Annotated in this window: 22 protein-coding genes; 12 read left to right on the plus strand and 10 right to left on the minus strand. The window is 75.0% G+C overall.

What is annotated here, in order from left to right; genetic code table 11:
* Nucleotides 1–40: 40 nt before the first annotated feature.
* Entirely contained in the window at nt 41–1,657 is a 1,617-nt protein-coding gene (locus UIS43_RS04265; RefSeq protein ID WP_013153151.1) for an alkaline phosphatase, read from the minus strand.
* A gap of 321 nt (nt 1,658–1,978) precedes the next feature.
* On the opposite strand from UIS43_RS04265, the gene UIS43_RS04270 reads away from it, so the two are divergent.
* Nucleotides 1,979–2,608 carry an NAD(P)-dependent oxidoreductase gene (locus UIS43_RS04270; protein WP_071622104.1) on the plus strand — a complete coding sequence of 210 codons (630 nt, stop codon included), beginning with the start codon at nt 1,979–1,981 and terminating at the stop codon, nt 2,606–2,608.
* A 57-nt stretch (nt 2,609–2,665) separates the two neighbouring features.
* On the opposite strand, the gene UIS43_RS04275 is transcribed toward UIS43_RS04270, so the two are convergent.
* Nucleotides 2,666–4,276, minus strand: coding sequence for an IS200/IS605 family accessory protein TnpB-related protein (locus tag UIS43_RS04275; RefSeq protein WP_370012526.1), 1,611 nt, complete (start codon nt 4,274–4,276; stop codon nt 2,666–2,668).
* A 247-nt stretch (nt 4,277–4,523) separates the two neighbouring features.
* Here UIS43_RS04275 and UIS43_RS04280 point away from each other — a divergent pair, with 247 nt between their 5' ends.
* Nucleotides 4,524–5,021 (plus strand): MarR family winged helix-turn-helix transcriptional regulator, encoded by a 498-nt coding sequence (locus UIS43_RS04280; protein WP_013153153.1) that lies wholly within the window; start codon nt 4,524–4,526, stop codon nt 5,019–5,021.
* A 108-nt stretch (nt 5,022–5,129) separates the two neighbouring features.
* Here UIS43_RS04280 and UIS43_RS04285 read toward each other — a convergent pair whose 3' ends face one another.
* Nucleotides 5,130–5,318, minus strand: a complete 189-nt coding sequence (locus UIS43_RS04285; RefSeq protein WP_370012528.1) for a hypothetical protein — start codon at nt 5,316–5,318, stop codon at nt 5,130–5,132.
* Between the two features lie 107 nt (nt 5,319–5,425).
* Between UIS43_RS04285 and UIS43_RS04290 the strand changes: the two genes are divergently transcribed.
* The 3 genes from UIS43_RS04290 to UIS43_RS04300 all read left to right on the plus strand — a co-directional run bounded on the left by UIS43_RS04290 (nt 5,426) and on the right by UIS43_RS04300 (nt 8,609).
* On the plus strand, nt 5,426–6,013 hold the full coding sequence (locus tag UIS43_RS04290; RefSeq protein ID WP_071622106.1) for a TetR/AcrR family transcriptional regulator: 588 nt from the start codon (nt 5,426–5,428) through the stop codon (nt 6,011–6,013).
* Nucleotides 6,014–6,252: 239 nt separating this feature from the next.
* The gene (locus UIS43_RS04295; protein WP_370012531.1) at nt 6,253–7,530 is read left to right on the plus strand and encodes an MFS transporter; all 1,278 of its coding nucleotides are present in this window, start codon (nt 6,253–6,255) and stop codon (nt 7,528–7,530) included.
* A gap of 287 nt (nt 7,531–7,817) precedes the next feature.
* Nucleotides 7,818–8,609, plus strand: a complete 792-nt coding sequence (locus UIS43_RS04300) for an alpha/beta fold hydrolase (protein ID WP_013153157.1) — start codon at nt 7,818–7,820, stop codon at nt 8,607–8,609.
* 63 nt (nt 8,610–8,672) lie between these two features.
* On the opposite strand, the gene UIS43_RS04305 is transcribed toward UIS43_RS04300, so the two are convergent.
* Nucleotides 8,673–9,545 (minus strand): helix-turn-helix domain-containing protein, encoded by an 873-nt coding sequence (locus tag UIS43_RS04305; protein WP_013153158.1) that lies wholly within the window; start codon nt 9,543–9,545, stop codon nt 8,673–8,675.
* A 276-nt stretch (nt 9,546–9,821) separates the two neighbouring features.
* Here UIS43_RS04305 and UIS43_RS04310 point away from each other — a divergent pair, with 276 nt between their 5' ends.
* Nucleotides 9,822–10,970, plus strand: coding sequence for a hypothetical protein (locus UIS43_RS04310; RefSeq protein ID WP_013153159.1), 1,149 nt, complete (start codon nt 9,822–9,824; stop codon nt 10,968–10,970).
* Between the two features lie 159 nt (nt 10,971–11,129).
* Here the strand turns inward: UIS43_RS04310 and UIS43_RS04315 are convergent, their stop codons facing one another.
* The gene (locus UIS43_RS04315) at nt 11,130–12,137 is read right to left on the minus strand and encodes an exonuclease domain-containing protein (RefSeq protein ID WP_071622109.1); all 1,008 of its coding nucleotides are present in this window, start codon (nt 12,135–12,137) and stop codon (nt 11,130–11,132) included.
* Nucleotides 12,138–12,374: 237 nt separating this feature from the next.
* Here UIS43_RS04315 and UIS43_RS04320 point away from each other — a divergent pair, with 237 nt between their 5' ends.
* The 4 genes from UIS43_RS04320 to UIS43_RS04335 are packed head-to-tail and all read left to right on the plus strand — an operon-like array spanning nt 12,375 to nt 16,090.
* A complete protein-coding gene (locus UIS43_RS04320; RefSeq protein ID WP_370012533.1) occupies nt 12,375–13,292 on the plus strand; it encodes an ATP-binding cassette domain-containing protein in 918 nt (305 codons plus the stop codon).
* Nucleotides 13,289–14,155 carry an ABC transporter permease gene (locus UIS43_RS04325; RefSeq protein ID WP_370012534.1) on the plus strand — a complete coding sequence of 289 codons (867 nt, stop codon included), beginning with the start codon at nt 13,289–13,291 and terminating at the stop codon, nt 14,153–14,155. The genes UIS43_RS04320 and UIS43_RS04325 overlap by 4 nt, the downstream gene beginning before the upstream one ends.
* Before the next feature lie 44 nt (nt 14,156–14,199).
* Nucleotides 14,200–15,465 (plus strand): sensor histidine kinase, encoded by a 1,266-nt coding sequence (locus tag UIS43_RS04330; protein ID WP_370012535.1) that lies wholly within the window; start codon nt 14,200–14,202, stop codon nt 15,463–15,465.
* Nucleotides 15,446–16,090 carry a response regulator transcription factor gene (locus tag UIS43_RS04335; RefSeq protein ID WP_013153164.1) on the plus strand — a complete coding sequence of 215 codons (645 nt, stop codon included), beginning with the start codon at nt 15,446–15,448 and terminating at the stop codon, nt 16,088–16,090. Before UIS43_RS04330 ends, UIS43_RS04335 begins: the two co-directional genes overlap by 20 nt.
* A gap of 101 nt (nt 16,091–16,191) precedes the next feature.
* Here UIS43_RS04335 and UIS43_RS04340 read toward each other — a convergent pair whose 3' ends face one another.
* From UIS43_RS04340 to UIS43_RS04355, 4 genes are all read right to left on the minus strand, one after another.
* Complete coding sequence (locus UIS43_RS04340; RefSeq protein WP_013153165.1) at nt 16,192–17,886, minus strand: serine/threonine-protein kinase; 1,695 nt, start codon at nt 17,884–17,886, stop codon at nt 16,192–16,194.
* Nucleotides 17,887–18,097: 211 nt separating this feature from the next.
* Nucleotides 18,098–19,384, minus strand: a complete 1,287-nt coding sequence (locus tag UIS43_RS04345; protein ID WP_370012536.1) for an RNA polymerase sigma factor — start codon at nt 19,382–19,384, stop codon at nt 18,098–18,100.
* A 15-nt stretch (nt 19,385–19,399) separates the two neighbouring features.
* Nucleotides 19,400–19,819 (minus strand): YciI family protein, encoded by a 420-nt coding sequence (locus UIS43_RS04350; protein WP_013153167.1) that lies wholly within the window; start codon nt 19,817–19,819, stop codon nt 19,400–19,402.
* A 185-nt stretch (nt 19,820–20,004) separates the two neighbouring features.
* Nucleotides 20,005–20,544, minus strand: coding sequence for a TetR/AcrR family transcriptional regulator (locus UIS43_RS04355; RefSeq protein WP_370013227.1), 540 nt, complete (start codon nt 20,542–20,544; stop codon nt 20,005–20,007).
* A gap of 68 nt (nt 20,545–20,612) precedes the next feature.
* On the opposite strand from UIS43_RS04355, the gene UIS43_RS04360 reads away from it, so the two are divergent.
* Nucleotides 20,613–20,909: a hypothetical protein gene (locus UIS43_RS04360; RefSeq protein ID WP_370012537.1), complete on the plus strand. Its 297-nt coding sequence runs from the start codon at nt 20,613–20,615 to the stop codon at nt 20,907–20,909.
* A gap of 22 nt (nt 20,910–20,931) precedes the next feature.
* Here the strand turns inward: UIS43_RS04360 and UIS43_RS04365 are convergent, their stop codons facing one another.
* Nucleotides 20,932–21,810 (minus strand): alpha/beta fold hydrolase, encoded by an 879-nt coding sequence (locus tag UIS43_RS04365; protein ID WP_117198945.1) that lies wholly within the window; start codon nt 21,808–21,810, stop codon nt 20,932–20,934.
* Nucleotides 21,811–21,970: 160 nt separating this feature from the next.
* On the opposite strand from UIS43_RS04365, the gene UIS43_RS04370 reads away from it, so the two are divergent.
* Nucleotides 21,971–25,432 (plus strand): BTAD domain-containing putative transcriptional regulator, encoded by a 3,462-nt coding sequence (locus tag UIS43_RS04370; RefSeq protein WP_370012540.1) that lies wholly within the window; start codon nt 21,971–21,973, stop codon nt 25,430–25,432.
* Nucleotides 25,433–25,576 lie beyond the last annotated feature (144 nt).

Consider the following 25,576-nt stretch of genomic DNA (forward strand, 5'->3'; position numbering starts at 1 on the left):
GCGGGTGGCGCGCACCCGCCGCCCGGGCCCGTGTCAGGGTTCACCCCTCCATGCGCACGCCCGCCACGCCGTCCTCGATCACGAACCGCGCACGGTCGCGGATGGGCGAGCCCGGCTCGCTCACGTGGTCCACGACGCGGTAGTCGGCCGTCCACTCGGTGGGCGTGACGACGTTGCGCACGTAGCCCCGCTTGCGGTTGACGAACCTGATGTGCGGGTTCTCCCGCAGCTGAACCTCGTCGCCGGGGGCCTGTTCGGTGCCGTCGCCGCCGCTGGTGACGGACGTGCCCACCAGCTCGGTGGCCACCGTCGGCGACTCGGGGGCGTCGAAGTCGGCCTTGACGTCGCACACGTAGTTGGCGTGCACGTCCCCGGTGATCACCACCCCGTTGCGCGTGCGCGCCAGCTGGTCGCGGACCTCGTCGCGGTCCACGAGGTAGTTGTCCCAGGCGTCGTTGCTGAAGTCGGTCGCCCCGCCCTCGGCGAAGTCGCGCTGGGAGAAGAACACCTGCTGGGCGAGCACGTTCCAGCGGGCCCGCGACGAGGACAGCCCCTCCCGCAGCCACTGCTTCTGCCGGGCGCCGAGCAGGGTGCGCGAGGGGTCGCCGCGCTCGGCGTCGGACACCTGCGGGTCGCGGTACTGGCGGGTGTCGAGCAGGTGCATGTCCACCAGGTCGCCGAAGGCCAGTCTGCGGTAGAGCTGCATGTCGGGGCCGACCGGCGTCTGGGCGAAGCGCAGAGGCATGTGCTCGTGGTAGGCCTTCAGCGCCTGGGCGCGCCGGCGCAGGAACTCCTCGGGCGGGACGTCCTCGCCGTTGGAGCGGTCGTCGGCCCAGTTGTTCTCCAGCTCGTGGTCGTCGAAGACCACCGCCCACGGGAAGGCGGCGTGCGCGGCCTGGAGGTTGGCGTCGCTCTTGTACTGGGCGTGCCGCACGCGGTACTCGGCCAGGGTGCGGACCTCCCGGTCGGGGAGGTGGCCCCGGCCCAGGCTCCCCTGTCCGCCCGTCTCGTAGATGTAGTCGCCCAGGAACGCGACCAGGTCCAGGTCCTCCTCGGCCAGGTGCGCGTGGGCGTTGTAGTGCCCGGCGGTGTAGCTCTGGCAGCTGGCGAACGCGAAGGAGAACCGGTCCGTGCGGATCCCGGGGGGAGGGGCGGTCCTGGTACGGCCGACCTGGCTGATCTCGTTGCCCACGCGGAACCGGTAGAAGTACTCGGTGCCGGGCCGCAGCCCCTGCGCCTCCACGTGCACCGAGTGGGCGGCGTCGGGGCCCGTCTCCACGGTTCCGGAGGCGGAGAGCAGACCGAAGCCCTCCTCCCGTGAGACCTGCCACTCGACCTCCACCCGCCGGTCGGGCATGCCGCCCAGTCCGTCCTCGGCGAAGGGGTTGGGGGCCAGACGGGTCCAGAGCACGACGCTGCTGTGGAAGGGGTCGCCGGAGGCGACGCCCAGGGTGAAGGGCTCACCGATGCCGCCCGACCGGGCGGGGGCGTCGGCGCGGACGGAGGCGTCGGCCCGCACGCCGGGACTCCAGGAGGCGCCCAGCGCGACGGCGCCCAGGGTGGCCGCGCCGCCGACCAGGGCCTGGCGCCGTGTGGTGCTGCTGACGGTCGGGTCGGGGACGGGAAGGGGGGCGGGGGTGCGAGGGGTTCCCGGCATGGGCGGTCTCCTGATCGGGTCGCGGGGGAGCCCGACCCTCTGTCGGGCCGGGCGGGGGACCGTCGCTTCTATCCGGCCATGGCGAGCGGAACGTCCCAACCACCGGGTGGTGAACGTTGGACCCCTTAGCGTGACTAACAGGTGACAGCCTGTTGCGGCGCAGGTCAGGCCCGCAACACGCCGGAGGACCGGAAAACTCGTCGCGCCGCGCGCGGACGGCGGCCGTCCGCGCGCGGGAAGCCCACCCCGAATGGATACTTCGGGCACCCGAAATAAGATGGGTTCCAGAAGGCCCTCCCCGCCACCCCCCGAGGAGTCAGCATGCGCATCACCGTCCTGGGCGCCACCGGAGGCACCGGGCGCCACGTCGTGGACCAGGCCCTGAACGCGGGACACCGGGTCACGGCCCTGGTCCGCGATCCGGCGCGGCTGCCCGTCACCCACGAGCGCCTGGAGACGGTCCGGATGCCCGTCCCCGAACCCGACCGGCTGCGCTCCCTGCTCTCCGCGACGGACGCGGTGGTCTCGGCGCTGGCCGCGAGCGCCAAGGGCGGATTTCCCGCCACCACCTGGACCGGCGCGGTGCTGAGCGCGCTGGAGGACGACCGCGCCACACGTCTGGCCGTGGTCAGCGCCTCACCCGTCGGCCCGGAGGAGCCGGGCGGACCGCTGCCGCAGCGGCTGCTCATGCCGCTGATCGGCAGGCTCTTCCGCGACGCCTACCTCGACCTGGGGCGGATGGAGGCCGCCCTGGAGGCCAGCGGCGCCGCCTGGACCGTCGTACGCCCGCCCCAGCTGACCGACGCCCCGGCCACGGGGGAGTACCGCCTGGTCCTGGACCGCAACGTGCCCTCCGGCTACCGGATCTCGCGCGCGGACCTGGCGCACGCGCTGCTGCGGGTCCTGGACGACCCGGCCACCGTGCGCCGGGCCGTCGGCGTCGCCGACTGAGCCCCGAACGACCACGTCACACCGTTCCTGAACAGTGATCAGACGTGACCTCGGGGGTCACTTTGGCACCGCACCCATTCCGAACGGTTCTGGATGGGCTGGGTCACCGCGTTCCTGCCCCGTCCGGCCACGCGCATCGTGTGCACGCGCCGTGACGGGTGGGCGGTTTCCCTCACGCCTGTGACTGCCCGGTGCGGCCTGGGCGGTCCGATGCCCCACACCATCACCCTGGTGGTGTGGGGGCGGTGCCGTCCGTCGCCGGACCGGGTGGCCCTGGGCGCGCCGCCCGACCGCGATGCTGGCCGCATCGTGCCGGGAGACCTTCCTGCGTTTGGTGGTCAGGGGTCGCTGCCAGTGCTGGGCGCCCCACCTTGATGTATACGCGGGGTCCACGGCGATGACCGCCACCCCCAGGGTGTGGGCCATCGACACCAACCGGGACCGCAGCCGAGCCGTGGGAAAACCACTGACCAGCCGCCGGAACTTCTTACGCCGCCCGTGTTTCTCCCGGGACTTCTCGCGGGCGAAGTCCAGGTCCTCCACGGCGATGGCTCGCACACCGTGTGCGGTGGCCCAGCGCAGCAGCCGGGACAGGGCATAACGCACCTGCGCGTCCCGCTGGGAGGCGCTGCCGGACAACTCGAAGGCGAACCGTCGCGGGTTCCCGGTCGGGTTGCCGTGGGTGTCGATCTGCCAGGCGGCCAGGTGGTCGGCGTTGGCGTCCACCCCGACCACCCCGTGGGCCAGCGCCGCTTGCAGAGGCAGGGCAGGCACCGCTTGTGGGGTCCAGGACACGGTCACGTACCACCGGCCCCGCCCGGTGTCCAGGTGGAGGCGGTAGGCCACCGCCCCGTCGGCCTCGACCCGGTCGGCCCACTCGGCGCCCCGGTGGGCGAAGGCCACCCGGCCCGAGAGCACATACCGACCACGGGCAGCGTTGGCCAGGTGCGCCAACGGGGCGGGCAGCCGGATACTGACCTGCCCCTCGGGGGTGATGCGGATGGTTTCGTTGCCGTGGCGTTTGCCGGACTCACCATCAGCTTGGAGGAAGAAGCGTGCGGCCTCCCACCGGGCCCGCCATCCGGCCTCGGTCAGCTGCGCCCGCTCCAGGTGGTGGCGGCTGTGCAGCAACCGCTTGCCGCCGCGCACCACCCGTACACGGCCCTCCTCCCAGGCGGCCACCGCCGCCGCATGGCGATGTTCCAGGGTGGTCAGGCGTCGGGACTTGGCGTGCCACTCCTGACGCGAGGCGTACCCGCCCGGCGCGCCCCGGGTGCCCGGGGTTTTGAGGGGTTGGGACAACCGGTGGCGCAGGGTGTCGATCCCCGTTTGGAGGCGGTGCAGGTGGGCGAGTTGGCTGCGGCGGGTCAGCGCCCACTGCTCGTTCGAGGCCCTGGTCAGGGCTCCGGCCCACCGCGACGAGGACTCAGGGGTCAACTCCCGTTTGCGGGCCGCCCAGGCGTCCTTGTCGTGGTTGGTGCCATGCGCACACCGGGCGGCCAGGTCCGTGGAAGCCAAGGACCCCAGGTGCGCGCCCACCGCCCGCAGGACCGTCTCGTCCCGTGGGGTGAGGCCCTTGAGCCGGTCACGCACACTCACCCCGGTCGGTGCGGGGGCCAGGAACGGGTCAGCGATCGACCGCAACCGCCGCGCGCCAGTACCCGCCATCCCTTCCCACCTCCCGATCCTGCCGGTTTCGTCTCTGTGTTCGAGACGACCGTAGCCAGGACCGGGGGCGCTTGTCCGGAGAATCAACGAACTCCTCGGACAGACTTTCCTGGGCGGGCCGTCCACCGGGATGGGGACACACACCACACACCGCTTTTCGACAGCAGTAGGGGCTCACTCCTGTGCCCTTGTGTGCGCTTGAGTGGCTTCCCGATCCAACAGCAACAACCCCCGGTAGCATCGGCGCATGGAGCAGGGGGCGGGCCGGCAAGAGGCCGACGACACGCGCGTTCCGGACCGCGCGGCGGTGGAGGGGGCACTGCGCTTCGTGCCCCTGATCGAGACCTACTACCGCCGCGCCCACGCCGAGATGCCCGCCGAACTGCGGCGGCTGTTCACCGACCACCACCTGACCGCCCGACACGGCGCGGTGCTGTCCCAGCTCGTCCACGGCCAGGAACTCGGCATGGGCGAACTCTCCTCCCGTCTGGGGGTGGGCCCCTCCACCGTCAGCGAACTGGTCGGCGACCTGTCCCGGGTGGGGCTGGTGGTGCGCCGCGAGGACCCCGCCAACCGGCGGCGCGCCCTGGTGTCGCTGGCCGACGAGCACCGCGAGCTCATGCGCGCGTTCGTGGCCAGTCGAGCCCGGACCCTGCTGCGGGCCTTCGACCGGCTCTCTCCGGAGCAACGGGAGGGGTTCGCCGCCGGGCTGGAGGCCTGGGCCCGCGAGCTGCACGGGATCTGACCCGCGCCCCCTCCGGGGACGTCCGCTTTGCCAGGGGGCTCCCGGCGCTCACGTGCGGTCGCGCACGAGCCCGCGCGCTCCCCCTGGCCCCCACGGGGCGGTCGGGGCTCAGCGGACGCCGCCCGGCTTGGGCAGCGGCCTGGCGCGCCGCACCGAACGGGGCTTGGGGATCTCGTCGCGGTACCTGCGCCGGGGCTGGGGCTGGGGCTGGGGAGGGGTGAAGGGCAGGGTGATCTTCGGGCGGACCTCGGCGGACGGCGCGGCGGTCAGGTCCAGGCGGAGGGAATCGGCACGCATGGGGTTTCCTCTCAGTTCTACTCACTCCGTAGTACTCTGTGTGGAGTGGTAAGAACATAGTACTACGCTCGAAGTGGTGTCAACTTCGTTCTGAGGAGAGAACCGACATGAGGCAGAATCCGGCACGCCGGGCGGCCCTGCTCGACGCGGCCATCGAGGTGCTCGCCCGCGAGGGCGCGCGGGGGCTGACCTTCCGGGCCGTGGACACCGAGGCGGCCGTCCCCAACGGCACGGCGTCCAACTACTTCAACAACCGCGACGACCTGCTCACCCAGGTCGGCCACCGCTTCTACGAGCGTCTGGACCCCGACAACAACGTGATCGCCGCGGCCCAGGCGGGACCGCGCGACCGCGACAGGGTCGCCGAGCTGATGCACGAGATGGTGGGGCGCCTCACCGACTTCCCCTCCGGCTACCTGGCCCTGCTGGAACTGCGGCTGGAGGCCACCCGCCGACCGGAGCTGCGCCAGTTGCTCACCGAGCGCGTCCGCGCCGACCTGGACGCCAACATCGCCTTCCACACCGAGTCCGGCATGCCCGGCGACGCGTCCACCGTCGTCCTGCTCTACCTGGCGCTGAACTGGCTCATCCTGGAGCGGCTCACCCTGCCCGACCTCTTCTCCCAGGACCGGTTTCACGACCTGGTGACCGACGTGGTCGAGCGCATCGTCCCCGGCCCCGGCCGCGCGGACTGACGGCTGCGAGCGCGGGGCCGCGGGTGCGGGCACTCGGGCCCGCTCGGCGGCCCCGCGCACCCGTGCACGACGTCCGTGACCGGGTTGTCCACACCCCCTGTCGCTGCGGCTGGCGCACCCCTATCCTGGAGGCATGTTCCAGCGACATTAAGTCCCCAGCCGGTCCTCGGTCCGAGCACGCGGTCCACCCCGGGCGGTCCCCGCCCCGGTGCCCGTCTCCGCTCGACCGAAAGACCTCCATGACCACTCTGTCCCCGCGTGCCCCCGGCATGCGTGCGTCCCATCTGACCCGACCCCTGTACGCCTACGCGGCCCTGGGGGAGTTCGTCCTCCTCTACCCGCTGTACGCGCTGCTGTTCGACGAGACCGGCCTGACCGTCGCCCAGATCAGCTCCCTGTTCGTGATCTGGTCACTGTCCTCGGTCCTCGCGTCCGTCCCCGCCGGGGCCTGGGCCGACGTGGTGCCGAGGCGCTACCTGCTGGCCGCCGCGCCGCTCCTGGCCGCGTGCGCGTTCGTGCTGTGGCTGCTGTGGCCCGGCTACTGGACCTTCGCGCTCGGCTTCGTCCTGTGGGGCGCGGGCGGCGCGCTGTCCTCGGGCTCCCTCGAAGCCCTCGTCTACACCGAACTCGCCCGCCGCGACGCGTCCGACCGCTACGCCCGGGTCATGGGCGTGACCCGCGCCCTGGACGTGGCCGCCGTCGGCGCCGCCACCCTGCTGGCCATCCCCGTCATGGCCCACGGCGGCTACGCGGCGGTCGGCGCGGCCAGCGTCGCCGTCTGCGTGCTGTGCGCCCTGGCGGCCCTGGCCCTGCCCGAGCACCGCGCCGCCGAGGGCGGCCCCGCCTCCGCCGACGGCGCCGCGGAGGCCGGGGAAGCGGAGGAGGGGCCCTCCGGCTACCTGGACGCCCTGCGCGGCGGACTGGCCGAGGCCCGCTCCAGCCGGCGGGTGCGCGGCGCGATCGTGCTGGTGGTCGCGGTGACCGCGTTCTGGGAGGCGCTGGACGAGTACGTCCCCCTGCTCGTCGCCGAGTCCGGCGTCCCCGCCGCCACCGTTCCCGTGGCGGTCCTGGTGGTGTGGGCCTTCGTGCTCCTGGGCGGGCTGCTGGCCGGGCCCGCCTCCCGGCTGCCCGTGCGGGCCCTGGCCGTCCTGGTGGGCCTGGCCGCGCCCGCCATCGCCGCCGGAGCCCTGCTGGACGGCCCGGTGGGATGGGTGCTGATCGGCGTGGGCTTCGGCCTGTGCCAGACCGCGGGCGTGGTCGCCGACGCCCGCCTGCAGGACCGCATCACCGGGTCGAGCCGGGCCACGGTCACCTCCCTGGCAGGTCTGGGCACCGACGCCCTCACCACGGCCTCCTACCTGCTGTACGCGGGGGTGTTCGCGGTGACCGGGCACGCCCTGGCGTTCGCCCTGTTCGCACTGCCCTACCTGGTGGCGGCGCTCTTCCTGGGCCGCGGTACCCGCAGGGCCCGTCCGGTCCGCCGCTCCCCTGACCGGAAGGGGGAGGCGCGGCGGTGAACCGCGTCCGAACCCGACGGCGTCCGGGCGCGTCTTCCCCGTAGCCGGACGCTCCGCGTCCGGCGCCGTGTGGCGGGCGCGCCCGCCACGCCGTACCGCGCCCGAGAACGGCGGGACGCGGTACCACCCGCGGGCCGTAGGTGTCGAGGGACCACCTACGGCCCGGCCGTGACCCGGCTCTGGGGGACCCTCGGTGGCCAGGGCCCTTGCACGCCTGAATAGCATCGGTTCCTGTGGCACATCAGACGACGAACACGGCGAGCAGTGAAGGCCCGGGCATCGCCTCCGTGCGCGGGATCAACGTCACCTACACCGACCGCGGCGCCGGGTACCCCACCCTCCTGATCCACGGTCACCCCTTCGACCGCACCATGTGGGAACCCCAGGTCAGGGCCCTGGCGGGACGCGGTTACCGGGTGATCGCCCCCGACCTGCGCGGGTACGGGAGCAGCACCGTCGTCCCCGGGACCACGACCCTGGACACCTTCGCCCGCGACCTGGACGCGCTCCTGGACCACCTGGGCCTGGACGTGGTGAGCGTGGTGGGGCTGTCGATGGGCGGCCAGATCGCCCTGGAGCTGTACCGGCTCTTCCCCGACCGCGTCGACTCGCTGACCCTGGCGGCCACCAACCCCAGCGCCGAGACCGAGCGGGGCCGTGCCGCCCGCGTGGCGCTGGCCGAGCGGCTGCGCGCCGAGGGCATGCGCGGCTACGGCGACGAGGTGCTCGTGGGCATGATGACCGCCGACAACGTGCGCGAACTGCCCGCGGTGGCCGACCACGTGCGCGCGATGATGTACGCCGCCCCGCCCGAGGGCGCGGCGGCCGCCCTGCTGGGCCGCGCCAGACGCCAGGACTACGCGCCCCTGCTGCGCCGGGTGTCCGCGCCGACCCTGTTGGTGGGGGGCCAGCACGACGTGTTCACCCCGCCCGATCTCACCGAGTCCATGCACGTGCTGGTGCCGGACTCGGTCGTGGAGATCATCGAGGGCGCCGGGCACCTGCCCAACCTGGAGCGGCCCGAGCGGTTCAACGAGGTGCTGCGCCGCTTCCTGGACCGCTGCCGCACCCGCGTCTAGGAAACGGCCGCCACGGCCGGTCCCGTCAGCGGCCGCGCGCCCTCGCTGGGCCGCGGGGGCGCGTCAGAGGCGCTCGACGGGCAGCCACAGCTCGGCCTCGGCGGTGGCGCCGTCCTCGGTGTAGGAGACCCGCAGGATCTCCGGCCCCTCGGTGACCCGGTAGGCCGTGTTGGAGGGGAACCACCGGCCGAAGGCGTCCGCCCACATGTGCTGCAACCCCTCGGGGCACCGCTCCACGGGCACCGACTTGGGGAAGACCACCCAGGTACCGCTCGGCACCTCCAGCGCCTCCATGCCCTCCGCGCCACGGGCGGAGGTCGCCGCGGCCTCGTAGTAGTCGATCAGGCTCCCCTCCCCGCGGTCGGGGGACAGCGCGGCGGTGACGCCCAGGACACCGCGCGGTTCCTGGTCGGAGAGCTCCGCGACGCGCGCCCGGACCCCCTTGTCCAGGCTCCTGACGAACTCCTCCATGGCGTGGTTGCGGCCCTCGTGGACGATCGGCACCCGTGCCTTGGGGCCCACGAGGCGGAAGGCCTCCTTGTCCACGATCCGGTAACGCATGGTGGTACTCCCCTCGACGGTCAGGCGGAAGGACATCCTCGGTTGCGAGACGAGCACCGCGCCGGTCCGGCGCGCCTCGCCCGGCCCCACACCGTGCATGGCGCGAAAGGCCCGGGCGAAGGCCTCGGCCGACCCGTAGCCGTGGCGCACCGCGATGTCGAGCAGGCTGTCGCCGCCCCCGAGCACCTCGGCCCCGGCGAGGGTGAGCCTGCGCCGCCGAACGTACTCCGACAGGGGCATCCCCGCCAGCGCCGAGAACAGGCGGCGCAGGTGGTGCTCGGAGGTGAGCGCGATCCGCGCCATCTCCGCCACGTCCACCGGCCGCCCGGTGTCCTCCTCGACCTTCTCCAGGGCCCGGTTGAGCCGGTCCAGCATGGTGCCCTCCTCTGCTGCGTCACCGACGCTAGCGACGCGGGTCCCCTCCGCGCCCGACAGCCGGCGACCCTCTTCTGTGAGTTCGTTGTCCCTCTCCGCCCATGTCCGGCGGCCGACGGGGTAGGGGGCCCGTCCAAGGACAGGAAATCCTTGGGCAAGAAGCGCGTCTGTGCCGACGTGGCGTGCCCCGAGGCAAGCATCACGGGCCCGAGGATGGCCCGCAGACCGACCCCGAGAAGGAGGTGGGCGGGGCGGGGACACACGCCCCGCGGACACATGGACCTGGGTTTTCTGCGACCTCTGTACGAGAGCGACGCTCCGGTGGCCTCGGTGCACCTGGACACCAGCCGCGACAGGACCGACGCCGGCAAGGAACTCGAACTGCGCTGGCGCCACCTGCGGGACGAACTCTCCTCGCTGGGCACCGACAAGGCGACCCTGGACGTGCTGGAACAGGCGGTCAGGGACGGGTCCTCCCGGGCCTTCGGCAGTCACGGCCACTCCCTGTTCGCCTCCGAGGGGCGCCTGCTCGGCGCGTACACGCTCTCCGAACCGCCCGCGCAGAGCCGCGCCCTGCGCATGCCGGTTCCCGATCCCCTTCCCGTGGTCGTGGACCGGGGGCGCTACCTGCCCTACGTCCTGGTGGCGCTGGACCGGGTCAACGCCAAGGTGTTCTCCTACACCGGCCACCCCTCCAGCGAACCGGCCTCCGAGAAGGACTTCTCCGGTGCCGACCTGCGCAACATCGACCCGATGGGCCGCGGCGGGCCCGGTGTCCTGAGCGGGTACAACGGCCGCTTCGACGGCAAGCACTACCCCATGGAGACCTGGCGGGAGAACACCGCCCGGATCGCCCAGCAGGTGCGCGAGGCCGTCGCCGAGGTGGACGCCCGGATCATCTTCGTCGGCGGTGACGAGGAGGCCATCGCCTACCTGCGCGACAACCTGGGCGAGCGCAAGCTGAGCATCCCGATCAGGCTGGTGGCCGGCGGACGGGGCGGCCCCGACGCCGAGGAGCGCCTGCACGCGGCCGCGGCGGAGGCGCTGCGCGACTTCGTCATCGACGGCCATGACGACATCATCGCCGACTACCACCAGAAACTCGCCAACGACCAGGCGGTGCGCGGCACCGAGCCCACCCTGCCGATGCTGTCGGAGGCGCGGGTGCGCACCCTGCTGCTGGGCGCCGACCGCGACGGCGAACCCGAGCTGTGGGGCTCACCGGGCGAGCCGGTGCTGGTGTCGAAGAACCCGGCGGACCTGGACGACCCCGACGCGGCGTTCCGGGCACCGGCCAGCGCGCTGATGCTGCGTTCGGCGATGGCCGCCGACGCCGGTTTCGGCGAGGTCCTCGACCACGGCCACACCAGCAACGAGAACGGCGCCATCCTGCGCTTTCCCACGTCGCCGAACGAGAGGGTCTGACCGACTCCACGGGGCCGCCCGCGTCCGTCCCGGGGCGCGGGCGGCCCCGTGCGCACGGACCGGCGCGGCGCGGCACCCGGCGTCAGGCGGCCCCGGCCGGAAAGCGCACGTCGGTGACCACCGCCGTCCTCAGGCCCGCGGACGCGGGGCGCGCCCCGGTCAGGGGCGGGTGGTCATCCCCAGCAGGGCCAGCAGTTCGGCCTCGGTGACCAGGTCGATGCGCTGGCCTCGCTCGCGGTAGGTCTCGGCCCGCAGGTGCTTGGCGGTCTTTCCGGGGCCGCCGTGGCCCCCGAGGACGAGCATGTCGGTCTTCCTGGTGACGTTCTTGGCGGGCCGCCCGCCCGCCTCGGCCACGCGCCGCCACACCTCGGGCTTGTCCATGGACTCCAGGTCGCCGGAGACGCACACGGTGCGCCCGTACAGCGGCCCGGTGGGGTCGGCGTCCGGGGAGGGCTCGGGCAGCGGCGTCCGGGCGTCGCGCTGCCACCGTCCGAACCGGTCCTCGGGCGCGGCAGCCGCGGCGGACGCGGCGAGCAGCGCGGGCTGGACGGGCGCGGCGGCGGCCGGGACCGGGGCGGGCACCGCGCTCCCGGGCGAGGCCTCCACCCGGCGCAGGTCCGTCCGCGCGGCACGGGTCAGGTCGGCCAGCGACGGGGTGCCGTAGCGCTCCATGGCGGCGATCACGATGCGCGCGGCGGCCTCGGCGTCGGCGTCGGCGCGGTGGTGGTGCGTCACCCGGTGCCCGATGTGGGCGCACACGGTCGGCAGCTTGTGGTCGGGCAGCCCGCTCCAGGTGCGCCGGGACAGCGCCAGCGTGCACGCGTACTCCCACGCCGGGTGGGACAGCCCGGTGTGTCCGCAGGCCTGGCGCAGCACCCCCATGTCGAAGGCGGCGTTGTGCGCCACCAGGGGGCCGCCGTCGGCGAACTCCACGATGCGCGCGTGCGCCTGTTCCCAGGAGGGGGCGTCGGCGACGTCGGCCGCGGTGATGCCGTGCACGGCGATGTTGTGGCGGGAGAAGAAGTCCACCTGCCTCGGCGGCCGGATCAGCGTGGTGTACCGGTCCACGACCGCGCCGTCGCGCACCCGCACCAGGCCGACCGCGCACGCGCTGCCGCGGTCGTGGTTGGCGGTCTCGAAGTCGATCGCGGTCCAGGTCCGGGACACCGCGCACCTCCTGCAAACGGGGAACGGACCGAGGCTATCCGGGCCCGAACGCCTTCGGGGACGAAACGGCCCCACCGGTCCGGCGGCGACGGCGCGGCCTCGTCCCCTCCCTGAGGAAAACCCCACCCCCGCCCTGGCGCGCACCGCACCCGACCTGGCGGTACGCACCATGGCCCGGCCGGGGTCCGGGTTCCTAACGTGGTCACCGCCGCACGAACGACGAGACGAGGGCCGCACATGATCACCCTGCGGGGACTGACCAAGCGCTACGGGGAGACGCTCGCCGTGGACTCGCTGGACCTGGAGGTCCGCCCCGGCCGGGTGACCGGCTTCTTGGGTCCCAACGGCGCGGGCAAGACCACGACGATGCGGATGGTGCTGGGCCTGGACCGGCCCACTGCCGGACAGGCCCTGGTCGGGGGCCGCCCCTACCGGGAGCTGGACCGGCCCCTGCACCACGTGGGCGCCGTCCTGGACGCCCGCGCGGTGCACCCCGGACGCAGCGCCCGCTCCCACCTGCTGGGGCTGGCCCGCACCCACCGCATCCCCGACCGCCGCGTGGACGAGGTGCTGGAGGCCGTGGGGCTGGCCGAGGCGGCGCGCAGGCGCGCGGGGGCCTTCTCCCTGGGTATGAGCCAGCGCCTGGGCATCGCCGCCGCCCTGCTGGGCGATCCGGGTCTGCTGCTGTTCGACGAGCCCGTCAACGGCCTGGACCCCGACGGCGTGCGCTGGATCCGCGACCTGATGCGCTCCCTCGCGGACGAGGGGCGCACGGTGTTCGTCTCCAGCCACCTGATGAGCGAGATGCAGCTGACCGCCGACCACCTGGTGGTGCTCGGCCGGGGGAGGCTCATCACCGACGCGCCCCTGGCCGATGTGCTGGGCAACAGCGCGTGGACGGCCGTGCTGGTGCGCGCGCCCCACCCCGAGGACCTGGTCACCGCGCTGGAGGCGGAGGGGGCCGGGGTGGAGCGCCCCGGCCCGGGCGAACTGGTGGTCACCGGCGTACCCGTCGAACGGGTCGGGGAACTGGCCCACCGGGCGGGGGTGGCCCTGCACCGGCTGAGCACGCGCGACGCGTCCCTGGAGCAGGCCTACCGGGAGCTGACCGCCGACAGCGTGCAGTACACCACCGCGAACAGGAGCCGACCGTGACGACCTCCACCACGACCGGGCAGCCCCCGGCCCCCTCCGCCGACCGCGCCCCCGGCCCGGCCCGGGCCCTGTCCGACCTGGCCGCGGCCGCCTCGGCCGAGTGGGTCAAGCTCCGCTCGGTGCGCTCCACCTGGTGGGGCCTGGCCGCGGCCCTGCTGCTCATGGCCGTGGTGGCGCAGGGCGCGGCGGTCTCGACCGTCGGCAACATGCAGAACGGGAACCTGCCGACCGCCGAGGTCCCGGCGTCGGAGATGGCGGTCTACGCCGCCGTGTGGGCCGTGCAGTTCGCCGTCATCGCCGTGGCGCTTCCGGTGATCACCTCCGAGTACTCCTCCCGCTCCATCCACCCCACCCTCCAGGCGGTCCCGGTGCGGGTGCGCGTGCTCGCGGCGAAGGCCCTGGCCGTGGCCGCCACCGTGTTCGCGGCGTCGCTGGTGACGGGGGCGGTCGGTACGCTTCTGGCGCACCTGGTGATGCGGCACCCCTACCTGGAGGGGTACGGCACCCTGGACCCGGGGCAGGCCGCCGCGGACGTGGTGCGCACGGCCGTGTACCTGACCGCCGTGGCCGTGGCCACCGTGGGGGTCGGCTCCGCGCTGCGGTCGGCCGCCGCGGCGCTGACCACGGTGTTCATGCTGATTCTGGGCCTGCCGGTGATGTTGTTGCTGATGGGCAGCGAGGTGGGTGTCTACCTCGCCGGGCGCATGCCGTTCCTCGCCGGGATCTCGTTCGTGGACAGCGCCTTCGTGATCGGGCGGTTCGACCACGCGCTCACGCCCGCCGCGGGCGGCGCGGTGCTCGTGTACTGGACCGCGGCGAGCCTGGCGGCGGGCGCCCTGGTGCTCCGGCTCCGGGGCGCCTGAGGCGGCGGATGCGGACGGTCGGAAGGGAAGAGGGGGAGGGGCGGATGGCCGAGTGGGCCGGGGACGGGGACGGTCCCCGCGCCTGGGCGCGTGCGGCGGCCGCGCCGCTGGCACGGGCCGGGCGCGAGTTGACGGGCACCCTGCTGGGGCTGTGCACCGCCGTGCTCACGCTGGTGTGGGTCCTCGCGGCGGCCGCGGCGCTGGTGTGCGCCCCGTTCCTGACCTCCCGGGCCCGGCACCGGTTCCGCGGCGTGGTGACCCGGTGGGCGGTGCGCCTGGGCGACGCGGACCTGGCCCGCCTGGCCCGGTGGTCGGGGGGCGGCGTGGCCGGCCCGGGGGTCGAGGCCGCCCCGCGCGTGGCCTACCTGCTGCTGCGCCTTCCGGCGGCGCTGCTGTGCGGCTACCTGGCGCCCACGGCGCTGATGCTGGTGGTGGTCTTCGTCGGCGGGGCCGCACTGGAGCTGTTCACCGGGGGCGGCACCCACGTGCCGGTGCTCATGCCCGGCGCGCGGGTACACGTCTCCAGCATCAGCGTGGGCCTGCTCATGGGCCTGGTCGTCCTGGCGGCGACGTGGCTGGTGGTGGCGGTGGCCTCGGCCGCCGACCGCGCCCTGGCCCGCCGTCTGGTGGGTCCCAGCAGCGAGGACCTGCTGCACCGGCGCATCGACGAGCTGACCTCCACCCGGTCGGGCATCGTGCGGGCGGTGGACGAGGAGCGGCGGCGCATCGAACGCGACCTGCACGACGGGGTCCAGCAGCGCGTGGTGGCGCTGGCCATGCTGCTGGGGCGGGCCCAGCGCGGCCACGACCCCGAGCGCGCGGCGCGGCTGGTCCACCAGGCGCACACCGAGACCCGGGTACTGCTGGACGAGCTGCGGGAGGTGGCCTGGCGGGTCTACCCCACCGCGCTGGACACCCTGGGCCTGGAGGCGGCGCTGACCGAGGTGGCCGAACGCAGCCCGCTGCCGGTGCGGGTGCGCGCGCGCCTGTCGGCCCCGCCGCCCCGCGAACTGGCCACGGCGGTGTACTTCGTGGCGCGCGAGGCCATCACCAACGCCGTCAAGCACGCCGGGGCCGAGGTGGTGATCCTGCACCTGGACGACGCCGACGGCGTCCTGGACCTGCGGGTGCTCGACGACGGCCGCGGCGGCGCCGACCCCGCTGGCGGCGGACTGACCGGCCTGGCCAGGCGGGTGCGGGCCCTGGACGGCACACTGGCGGTACACAGTCCCCGGGGCGGTCCGACCACGGTACGCGCCGCGCTGCCCCTGACCACGATACGGAGCCCCCATGCGCCTGGTGATCGCTGACGACTCGGTCCTGCTCAGGGAGGGCCTGGTGCGGTTGTTGGAGGAGGAGGGCCACGAGGTGGCGGCGGCGGTCGGCGACGCCGACGCGCTGCTGGCCGCGGTCGCCGAGCACGCGCCCGACGCCGCCGTGGTGGACGTGCGGATGCCGCCCACCCACACCGACGAGGGGCTGCGGGCGGCGCTGCGCATCCGCGCCGAGCACGGGAGGGTCGCGGTGCTGGTGCTGTCGCAGTACGTGGAGCAGCGCTACGCCGCCGAACTGCTGGCCGGGGCCTCGGGAGGGGTGGGCTACCTGCTCAAGGACCGGGTGTCGGAGGTGGGGGAGTTCCTGGAGGCCCTGGAGCGGGTGCGCGCGGGCGGGGCGGCCTTCGACCCCGAGGTGGTGCGCCAGCTGCTGGCGCGCACCACCCACACCGACCCGCTGGCCCGGCTCACCCCGCGCGAGCGCGACGTCCTGGAGCACATGGCGCAGGGGCTGAGCAACGCCTCGATCGCCGAGCGGCTGTACGTGTCGCTGAGCGCGGTGGAGAAGCACGTCAACGCGATCTTCGACAAGCTGGGTCTGGGGCACGCCTCCGGTTACAGCCGCCGGGTGCTGGCGGTGCTGCGCTACCTGGGCAGCTGAGCGCGGCCGCGTCGCCGCTCCCGCCGACCCCGCACCACGGCGCCGGAGTCCGGGGAGCGGGGCGGGCGGACCGGACCGCGGTGGTGCGGGCCGGAGCGGGATCAGGCCGGGCCGAAGGACTCCATGGCGGCGGTGCGCTGGGCGCCCTGGTCGGCCCACGAGGCGTCGGTGGAGGCCCAGGCCAGCGCGTAGTACACCCCGGGCGCCACCGCGATGTTGCGGGTCAGCACGCGGCGCGTCTCGCCGGTCTCGTCCCGCCAGGTGAACTCCCACTCGGCGGCCGAGTGGAAGCCGGTGTCGTCGGTGACGTCGGTGATCCGCACCCGCTCGTAGCCCGGCAGCCGCCCCGAGTCGTACACGCCCTGCTCCTGGTCCAGGACGTGCTGGTACTCGTCGTCGGTGGGGTGCTCGGCCATGTCGATCTGGAGGTAGTCGGCGTTGTCGGGGGACTCGAAGAAGACGCTGCTGCCGTCCACCCGGCGGATCCAGCCCTCGGGGACGCTCAGACCGAAGCCCTCGGGGTCCTCGGTCCAGGTCGTCCCGGGCACGGGGGCGCCGTCGGCGCCGCCCTCCTGGGGCGTGCCGGTCTCCTCCGGGGCGGTGGCGTCCCCCTCGTTCCCGCCCCCGGCCTGCTGCTCTCCGGCACCGGGTTCGGGGGACTCCTCCGTGCCCGTCCCGGAGGCGGCGGCACCGGTGTCGGACCCCCACGGGTCGAGCACCACCACCAGCGCCGCCACCGCCACCAGCGAGGCCAGGCCCAGGGTGAGCACCACCATCGGCCAGGACAGCCGTCCGCCCCGCCGCGGTTCCGGCGCCGCCGTGACCGTGGTCTGCGGCGGGACCGCCGCGGGGCCCCGCGGAACCGGTCCCGGGGATCCGGGCGGGACCGGCCCCGGGGTGACCGCGCGTGCGGGCGCGCTCAACGGCCGTGTCGGCACGGACACGGTCGTGGCCGAGGGGGCCGCGGCGGCGGTGCCCGCCTCCGCCTCTGCGGTCAGCAGCGCGCGGCAGCGGTCGGCGTCGATCCGCCCGGCCGGGTCCTTCACCAGCAGGCCCCGTACCGCCTGGCCCAGCGGGCCCCGGCCCAGGACGTCGGGCGGCTCCTCGGAGGTGACGGCGTGCAGTGTGGCGGGGATGCCCTCGCGGCGGAACGGGGAGGTGCCGGTGGCCATGTGGTACAGGGTGGCGCCCAGGGACCACAGGTCGCTCGCCGGGGTCGCCGGACTCATCGCCAGCCGCTCGGGGGCCAGGTAGGCGGGGGAGCCCATCACCCCGGCCGTCTGGGTGACGGAGGAGGTGTCGGCGATGGTGGCGATGCCGAAGTCGGTGAGCACCACCCGCCCGGCGTCGGTGACCATGACGTTCTCGGGTTTGACGTCGCGGTGGGTGATCCCCTGCCCGTGCGCGGTGCTCAGCGCGCTGAGCAGGTCGAGCCCCCACCGGGCGGTCACGCGGGCGCCGCGCGGGCCCTCCTGGCGGACCAGCGCGTGCAGGGAGCGCCCGCTGAGGAACTCCATGACGATCCACGGGCGCCCGTCGTCCTGGACGATGTCGTGCACGGTGACGATGTTGGGGTGGCCGCCCATCGCGGTGGCCTGCGCCTCGCGCCGGGCCCTGGCGGCCATCCGGTCGCGCTCGTGGTCGTCCAGGCCCGGGCCCAGGAGGATCTCCTTGACCGCGACGGTGCGGTTGAGCTCGGTGTCGTGGGCGCGCCAGACCCGGCCCATCCCGCCCCGGCCGATCTCGGCCAGCAGCTGGTAGCGGCCACGCAGTGTGCGGTGCGGCTCGGCCCCCATCGGACTCCCTTGCGGTGCGGGCCGTCGTGACCCCGTGGACGTCGAAAAGCCCGCAGGGACAGCGGTCCTCCATGCGAGCGGAGCGACCATAGTACTGAGGTACGACGGTGCTCCGGCCTCGTGGGAGCCCCGTCCCTGGTCAGTCCGCAGCGCCGGAGTCCCGGGGCCGGCGCGGGCCGCGGCGCGGTGCTCCCCGGGGGGTGTGGAACGGTCAGCCCAGGTCGGCGAGTTTGCGCTCCAGCACCTCCCGCTCGCGCTCGTTGCCGCACCGGCGCACGGCCAGCTCCAGTTCGGTGCGCGCCTCACCGGTGCGCCCCAGGCGCACGAGCAGCTCCCCGCGCACGTTCGGCAGCAGGTGCGAGTCCGCCAGCGCCCCGGCCGCCGCCAGCTCGTCCACGATCCGCAGCGCCTCGGCCGGTCCCCGGGCCATGGAGACCGCCACCGCCCGGTTGAGGTCCACCACCGGGGAGGGCGCCAGACGGCCGAGCGCCTCGTAGAGCAGCACGATCCGCTCCCAGTCCGTCTCCCGCACCGAGGGGGCGAGCGCGTGGCACTCGGCGATCGCGGCCTGGAGGCCGTAGGCGCCCAGCCCCCGGCCGGTCCTCCCCGCGCGGGCCAGGGCGGCCCGTCCCCGGCGGATCGCGGCGCGGTCCCAGCGGCGGCGGTCCTGGTGCTCCAGCAGCACCGGCCGCCCGTCAGCCCCGGTCCGGGCGGGGAAGCGCGCCGCGGTCAGCTCCAGCAGCGCCAGCAGGCCGTGGACCTCGGGCTGGTCGGGGACCAGACGGGCCAGCACCCGGGCCAGGCGCTGGGCCTCGCCCGCGAGGTCGAGCCGGAGCAGGTCGCCGCCGGAGCTGGCCGAGGAGCCCTCGGTGAAGATCAGGTAGACCACGTTGAGCACCGAACCGAGCCGCTGGGGCCGTTCCTGGGCCGGGGGTACCCCGAAGGGCACCCGGGCCGCCCCGAGGGTCCTCTTGGCCCGGGTGATCCTGGCCTGCACGGTCGCGGTCGGGACCAGGAACGCCCTGGCGATCTCGTCGCTGGTCAGACCGCCGACCACCCGCAGGGTGAGCGCCACCCTGGCCTCCCGCGACAGCACGGGGTGGCAGGCGGTGAACATCAGCGCGAGCACGTCGTCGTCGATCCGGTCCGGATCCCACAGCACGTCGTCGGCCTCCCGTGCGGGGTCGGCGGGCGCGCTGCCCGAGGCGGCGCCGCCCTCGCCCAGGTCACGGGCGAGGACGGCGTACCTGTCGTCCAGGGCGGAGCGGCGGCGGAACGCGTCGATCGCGCGGCGGCGGCCGACGGTGAGCAGCCACCCCGCCGGGTTGCGGGGCACGCCCTCGCGCGGCCAGGTCACCAGCGCCTCGGCCAGCGCCTCCTGGCCCAGGTCCTCGGCCAGGGCGAAGTCGCCGGTGTAGCGCGCGAGCGCGCCGACGATCCGCGCCGAGTCGATCCGCCAGACGGCGGCTACGGCCTCGCGGCCGGTGGGGTCAGCCATCTCCGGTCGGTCCGCTCAGAGCTGGCCGGTGGCCTCGCGCCAGGCCCGCTCCCTCTGGATCCACTCGTTGTCCTGCGGGAACTCGTCGATCGTGGTGACCCGGCGGATCTCGGTCTTGAAACCGGGGCCGGTCATCGGCGACCGCTTGGCCCACTCCACGGCCTCCTCCTTGGAGGCCACGTTGAGGATGTAGAACCCGCCGAACAGCTCCTTGGTCTCGCCGTAGGGGCCGTCGGTGACCACGGGCGGCTCGGAGGAGTAGTCGACGACCACGCCCTCGGCGGCGTCGTCGAGGCCCTCCGCGGCGAGCAGCACCCCGGCGCGGATCATCTCCTCGTTGTACCGGCCCATGGTCGCGAGCATCTCGTCGAAGTCGATCTCGCCCATTCCCGCGAAGGCCTCGTCGGTGGCGCGCATGATCAGCATGTACTTCATGGCTCTGTCTCCCTGGGTGTCGCGGACCCCTTCCGGGCCCTTCCACCCCTAGGTCGAACGGGGGTGCCGCGGATCGACACGTCCACCGATCTTTTTCCGAGGAATTCTGACAGAGTCCGGATCCGCTGGTGGGGCGACGCCCCGCCGGACCGCGCCAACCGCCCTCCAGGGCACTGGCGCCCAGCTCAGGGCGTGCCGGTGAGCCTGCCCATGACGTCGTACACCTGCCGGGGAGTCATCGGGGCGCCGGGAAGCGGTCCCCGGGCGGCGTCCGCGCGCAGTCCGCCGAGCACGAGGGCCAGCCCGCGGCGCCAGGCGTCGGGCGCGGCGTCCCCGGCCGCACGGGCGAGCAGGGCGTCGGTGCCGAAGACGATCAGGAGGTCCTCGCCGGTGAAGTCCGGGCGCAGGGCGCCGGCCCGCCGCGCGCGCTCGACGATCCGCGTGGTGGCGTCCTGTGCCCTGGCGCAGACGGACATCAGGCGTTCGGCACGCGGATAGCGACCGCTGGCCACGTCGGCGAGCGCGGGGTCGGTGACCTGGAGTTCGCAGACCCTCTCGACGTAGTACACGAACCCCTCCCAGGCCCCCTCGAAGGCCAGGGCGTGCTCGGCTGCCTGGTCGAGGCGGTCGGCGGCCAGGTCGGTCACCACTTCGTCGATGAGCGCCTCGCGGGTGCCGAAGAGGTTGCAGAGGGTGCCGTGGCTCACGCCCGCCCGGCGGGCGATCTCCTTAGTGGACCGAACGCGGCGACGGCGCCTTCCTGCTGGCCCGGGGCTACTCGGCGGCGCGACCGATGCCCGACCTCAGCGGCCTGGGCCCGGTGATGGCGGCCACCCGCAACTACCTGTGCTCCCTCCACGCCGAACTGGCCGACAAGGGCGTCTACGCCGGCGCCCTGACCATCGCCTCCCTGATCGACCGCAGCGAGGTGTCCGCCGCGGCCCGGGCCGCCTTCGACGCGGCCGACGGCCCGCGGTTCCCGGTCGCCGACCCCGACGACCTCGCCGAGCACTGCTGGAACATGTACACGGTCCGTGACCGCGCCGAGCGGTTCCACCCCGAGTCGCTGACTCCGCCGACCACGGCGTAGCAGCCGCAGACGCCGGGGGCGCCTACCGGGCCAGCAGGCCGCGCAGCGCCCCGACCACCTCGGCCGGGGCCTCCTCGGCCATGAAGTGGCCGCAGGTCACCGTGCTGTGGTGCAGGTCGGGGGCCCAGGCCCGCCACACCGCGGCGGCGTCGTAGCCCAGCGCCGCGCCCCAGTCCTGCTGGAGCACCGTCACCGGCATGGCCAGGCGCCGCCCGGCCGCGCGGTCGGCCTCGTCGTGTTCGACGTCGATCCCGGCCGAGGCCCGGTAGTCGGCCACGATCGAGGGCACGGCCTCGCGCGAGGCCCGCAGGTAGGCGGCGCGCACCTCGGCGGGGATCGCCTCGGGGTCGCGCGTCCAGATGTCCAGGAAGTGTCCGAAGAACGCGTCCGGGCTGGCGCCGATCAGCTGCTCGGGCAGGCCCGGGGGCTGGGCCATGAGGTACAGGTGGAAGCCCACCGCTGCCGAGGCCCCGCGCATGACCTCCCACATGTCCAGGGTCGGCAGCACGTCGAGCGAGGCCAGGTGCGTGACGGCGCCGGGGTGGTCCAGCCCGGCGCGGATCGCGACCAGGGCGCCCCGGTCGTGGCCCGCCAGGGCGAAGCGCTCGTGGCCCAGGGCGCGGGCCAGGGCGACGACGTCGGCGGCCATGGTGCGCTTGGCGTAGCCGTGGCCGTCGGTGTCGGCGGGCTTGTCGCTGTCGCCGTAGCCGCGCAGGTCCGGGCAGATGACGGTGTGGTCGGCGGCCAGGTCGGCCGCGACGTGCCGCCACATCAGGTGGGTCTGGGGGAAGCCGTGCAGCAGCACGAGGGGGCTGCCCGAGCCGCCGACGGCGGCGTTGAGCGCCACGCCCTCGGCGACGGGCACGCGCTGGTAGTCGAATCCCGGGATCCTGGGTTCCACGGTGGTCTCCTCCGTCGGGTTGGAGTCGGGTCCCCGGCGGTCGCCGGGGAACTCGGTCGTCCACGAGCCTGCCGGGAGCCGATGAGCAGCCGATGAGCAGCGGTTGAGCGGGGGCGTCGGCGGCCCCGTCCGGCGCGGACGGCCGGATAGATTGGCTGCCATGGGGGGAGAGGCGACGCAGGCGGCGGTGTCCTTCCGCGTGCTGGGCCCTCTGGAGGCCGTCGGCGCGCACGGGCCGCTCGCCCTCAAGGGGCCGCGGCACCGCGCGGTGCTGGCTCGGCTCCTGGTCGCCGAGGGCCGTGCCGTGCCCGTGGACCGCCTCGTGGACGACCTGTGGGAGGCGCCCGCCGAGGGCTCCGTGGCGGCGGTGCGCACCTTCGTCTCCGCGCTGCGCCGGTCCCTGGAACCGGACCGGCCCGCGCGGCGACCCGCCCGGCTGCTGGTGACCGCGCCACCGGGTTACGCGCTGCGGGCCGGACCCGACGCGGTCGACGCCCGGCGCTTCGCCGCGGCCGTGGCCCGCGGCGGAGCACTGCTCACCGAGGACCGGCCCGGAGCGGCGCTGGACGGGCTGGAGGAGGCCCTCGGGTGGTGGCGGGGGCCCGCCTACGCCGAGTTCGCCGCCTACCCCTGGGCGCGGGCCGAGGCCGACCGGATGGAGGGGCTGCGGCTGCTGGCGGTGGAGCGGCACGCCGAGGCCCTCCTGGCGCTGGGCCGTGCGGGCGACGCCGTGCCCACCCTGGAGGCGCACGCCCTGGCCCACCCCCTGCGCGAGAACGCCTGGCGGCAGTGGGCGCTGGCCCTGTACCGCTCGGGCCGCCAGGGTGACGCGCTGGCCGCCCTGCGCCGCGCCCGCCGGACCCTGGCGGACGAACTGGGGGTGGACCCCGGCCCCGAACTGCGGCGGTTGGAGTCCGACGTCCTGGCCCAGGCTCCCCACCTCATCCCGCGTGCTGCCACCGCGGTTCCGGCACGGGTGGAGAGCGCGCCCGAACGCGCCCAGCGTCCCTTCGTGGGCCGGGCCCGGGAGCTGGAACTGCTGGAGGGGGCCGCCGCCTCCGCCGCGCCGCGCGCTCCGGCCCGGGTCGCGCTGGTCTCCGGCGACGCCGGGGCGGGTAAGACGGCCCTGGCCGAGGAACTCGCGCGGCGGCTGGCCGGGCGCGGGTGGACCGCGGCCTGGGGGCGCGGCCCCGAGCACGAGGGGGCGCCCGCGGTCTGGCCCTGGACGCAGATCGCCGCCGTGCTGACGGCGGCCGCGGACACCGCGACCCACGGGGTCGCCACCGGCCCGGCACAGGCCGCGGAACACGCCGCCGACCCCGGCGCCCCGCGCGCTGCCACCACCGACCCCACCGGCACCGGATCCGGGGCCCCGCGCATCGATACCGCCACGGCCACGGGCATCACAGCGCCCAGCGGCACCGCTGCTCCCGCCCGGGACGACGACACCACAGCGCCCGGGGTCGCCAGCGCGGACCCCGCCGCGGCCCGGTTCGGCGTCCTGCGCCGGGCCGCCCGCCTCCTCGCCTCGGCCGCGCGGCGCGGCCCCGTCCTGCTGGTCTTCGACGACCTGCACCGGGCGGCGGAGGAGACCCTGGAACTGTTCACCTTCCTGGCCGCCGAACCGCTCCCCGGGCCCGTGCTGCTCGTGGGGACCTACCGGACCGGCGAGGTCCTGCCCGCGCTGACCGCGGCCCTGGCCCGGCTCGCCCCCGGCGAACCGGCCCGCGCCTACCTGGGCGGGCTGGCCGAGGACGCGACCGGCGCGCTCGTACGGGCCCTGGTCGGCCGCGACGTCGACGGGCGGGCGCTGCGCACCGTCCACCGGCGCAGCGGCGGCAACCCCTTCTTCGTCCGTGAGCTGGCCCGGTTGCTGTCCGACGGGGACGGCGCCGCGCTCGACGCGGTCCCCGCCGGGGTGCGCGACGTCATCCGCCACCGCCTGGGCTCCCTCATGCCCGGGGCCCGGGCCCTGCTGCGGCAGGCCTCGGTGATCGGCCGCGACATCGACCCCGACGTCCTGTCGGCCCTGTCCCCGGACGGGGACGCCCTGCTCGACGCCCTGGACGAGGCGCTGGAGGCGGGCTTCCTCACCGACCGCGCCGAACCGGACGAGCCCGACGGCGCCCCCGGCCTGCGCTTCGCGCACGTGCTGGTGCGCGACACCCTCTACCAGGACCTCTCCCGACCGCGCCGGGCGCACTGGCACACGGCGGTGGCCGAGGCCGTCGAGGCGCTGCACCCCGACCGGGCCGACCTGCTCGCGCACCACTTCGGGCGGGCGGGAACCCGCGCCACCGCGACCCGGGCCGCCCACCACGCCCGCACAGCCGCCCTGCGGGCCGAGGAGCGCTTCGCCCCGCACGAGGCGGCCCGGCTGTGGCGGGAGGCCGTCGCCGCCCACGACCGCTCCGGCGAGGACCAGCCCCGCGAACGCCTGGAGGCGGTCATGGGCATGGTGCGGGCGCTGGCCGTCACCGGCCGCCTGGAGGAGGCCCGCCACCACCGCGCCCGGGCGGTCGCCGCGGCCGAGGAGCTGGGTGACGCGGAACTGACGGCGCAGGTCATCACCGCCTTCGACGTGCCCGCCCTGTGGCCGCGCAACGACGACGAGGAGCTGGCCCGCCAGATCGCCGGGGCCGCCGAGCGCACCCTGGCCGCGCTGCCCGAGGACCGCCCCGAGCAGCGCGTCCGCCTGCTGTGCGCCCTGGCCCTGGAACTGCGCGGCACCGCCACCGGCCGGGGCCCGGACGCGGCCCGCCGGGCCGAGGAGGCCGCCCGCGGGCTCGGCGACCCCGCCCTGCTGTGCCTGGCGCTCAACGCCCGCTTCATGCAGTCCTTCCAGGGCTCCGGGCGGGCCCCGCAGCGCGTGGAGATCGGCGCGGAGCTGGTCGACCTGGCCTCTCGGCACGGCCTGGTGACCTTCGAGGTGCTGGGCCACCTCGTCCTGGTCCAGGCGCACTCCGCGCTCGCCGACTTCGGTGCCGCCGACGCCCACGCGGCCGACGCCGACCGGCTGGGCTCGCGCTACGGGATTCCGCTGGTGGGGGTGTTCACCCGCTGGTACGAGGCACTGCGCACGGCCGCGCGGGGGGCCGTCGAGGAGGCCGAGGCCGCCTACCGTGCCGCGAGCGTGCGGCTCGCCGACACCGGCATGCCCGGTGTGGAACAGGGCATCCTGCCCCTGGCGCTGCTGTGTCTGCGCCTTCAGGGCGGCCGACCCGCACCGGTGGACCCGCGCCAGGACTGGGGCCCCTACGCGCCCTGGGCCGACGCCCTGGCCTCGCCCGAGTCCGCGCCCCCGCCGCCCGACGCACCGCCCGGCCTGCTCGGGGAGGCTCTGACCTGTCTGGCCGCCCGGGCCGCCACCGCCGTCGGCGACCACCCCGCGATGGAGCGCGCCCACCGCCTGCTCTCACCCGCCGCCGGGGAGCTGGCCGGTGCGGGCAGCGGTCTGTTGACCCTGGGACCGGTCGCGCACCAGCTCGGCGACCTCGACCGCGCGCTCGGACGCCGTGAGCGGGCCGCGGAGCACTACCGGCTGGCCCTGCGCGTGGCCATCCGGGCCGGGTCGCCGCACTGGACAGCCGCGGCCCGGGCGGCCCTGGCCGACCTGGACTGAGCCGCGCGCCGTACCGGTGGCGGGGTTCGCGGGGCCCGCCGCTTCCGCGCCGTCTGCTCCATCGGCGCGGGCGGGACGGCGCCGTCCAGGACACGAGGCCCGGGCGACGACCGCGACACGCCCGCCGCGATGTGTAGTTTGGCC

This window comes from Nocardiopsis sp. LDBS0036 (assembly GCF_041228755.1).
Taxonomy (GTDB): Bacteria; Actinomycetota; Actinomycetes; order Streptosporangiales; family Streptosporangiaceae; genus Nocardiopsis; species Nocardiopsis dassonvillei.

Coding starts and splice junctions, on each gene's coding strand:
- UIS43_RS04270 (WP_071622104.1), top strand. CDS start 1,979: ATGCGCATCACCGTCCTGGGCGCCACCGGAGGCACCGGGCGCCACGTC.
- UIS43_RS04345 (WP_370012536.1), bottom strand. CDS start 19,384: ATGGCTGACCCCACCGGCCGCGAGGCCGTAGCCGCCGTCTGGCGGATC.
- UIS43_RS04295 (WP_370012531.1), top strand. CDS start 6,253: ATGACCACTCTGTCCCCGCGTGCCCCCGGCATGCGTGCGTCCCATCTG.
- UIS43_RS04335 (WP_013153164.1), top strand. CDS start 15,446: ATGCGCCTGGTGATCGCTGACGACTCGGTCCTGCTCAGGGAGGGCCTG.
- UIS43_RS04340 (WP_013153165.1), bottom strand. CDS start 17,886: ATGGGGGCCGAGCCGCACCGCACACTGCGTGGCCGCTACCAGCTGCTG.
- UIS43_RS04310 (WP_013153159.1), top strand. CDS start 9,822: ATGGACCTGGGTTTTCTGCGACCTCTGTACGAGAGCGACGCTCCGGTG.
- UIS43_RS04370 (WP_370012540.1), top strand. CDS start 21,971: ATGGGGGGAGAGGCGACGCAGGCGGCGGTGTCCTTCCGCGTGCTGGGC.
- UIS43_RS04305 (WP_013153158.1), bottom strand. CDS start 9,545: ATGCTGGACCGGCTCAACCGGGCCCTGGAGAAGGTCGAGGAGGACACC.
- UIS43_RS04280 (WP_013153153.1), top strand. CDS start 4,524: ATGGAGCAGGGGGCGGGCCGGCAAGAGGCCGACGACACGCGCGTTCCG.
- UIS43_RS04285 (WP_370012528.1), bottom strand. CDS start 5,318: ATGCGTGCCGATTCCCTCCGCCTGGACCTGACCGCCGCGCCGTCCGCC.
- UIS43_RS04320 (WP_370012533.1), top strand. CDS start 12,375: ATGATCACCCTGCGGGGACTGACCAAGCGCTACGGGGAGACGCTCGCC.
- UIS43_RS04290 (WP_071622106.1), top strand. CDS start 5,426: ATGAGGCAGAATCCGGCACGCCGGGCGGCCCTGCTCGACGCGGCCATC.
- UIS43_RS04350 (WP_013153167.1), bottom strand. CDS start 19,819: ATGAAGTACATGCTGATCATGCGCGCCACCGACGAGGCCTTCGCGGGA.
- UIS43_RS04360 (WP_370012537.1), top strand. CDS start 20,613: ATGCCCGACCTCAGCGGCCTGGGCCCGGTGATGGCGGCCACCCGCAAC.
- UIS43_RS04265 (WP_013153151.1), bottom strand. CDS start 1,657: ATGCCGGGAACCCCTCGCACCCCCGCCCCCCTTCCCGTCCCCGACCCG.
- UIS43_RS04275 (WP_370012526.1), bottom strand. CDS start 4,276: ATGGCGGGTACTGGCGCGCGGCGGTTGCGGTCGATCGCTGACCCGTTC.
- UIS43_RS04330 (WP_370012535.1), top strand. CDS start 14,200: ATGGCCGAGTGGGCCGGGGACGGGGACGGTCCCCGCGCCTGGGCGCGT.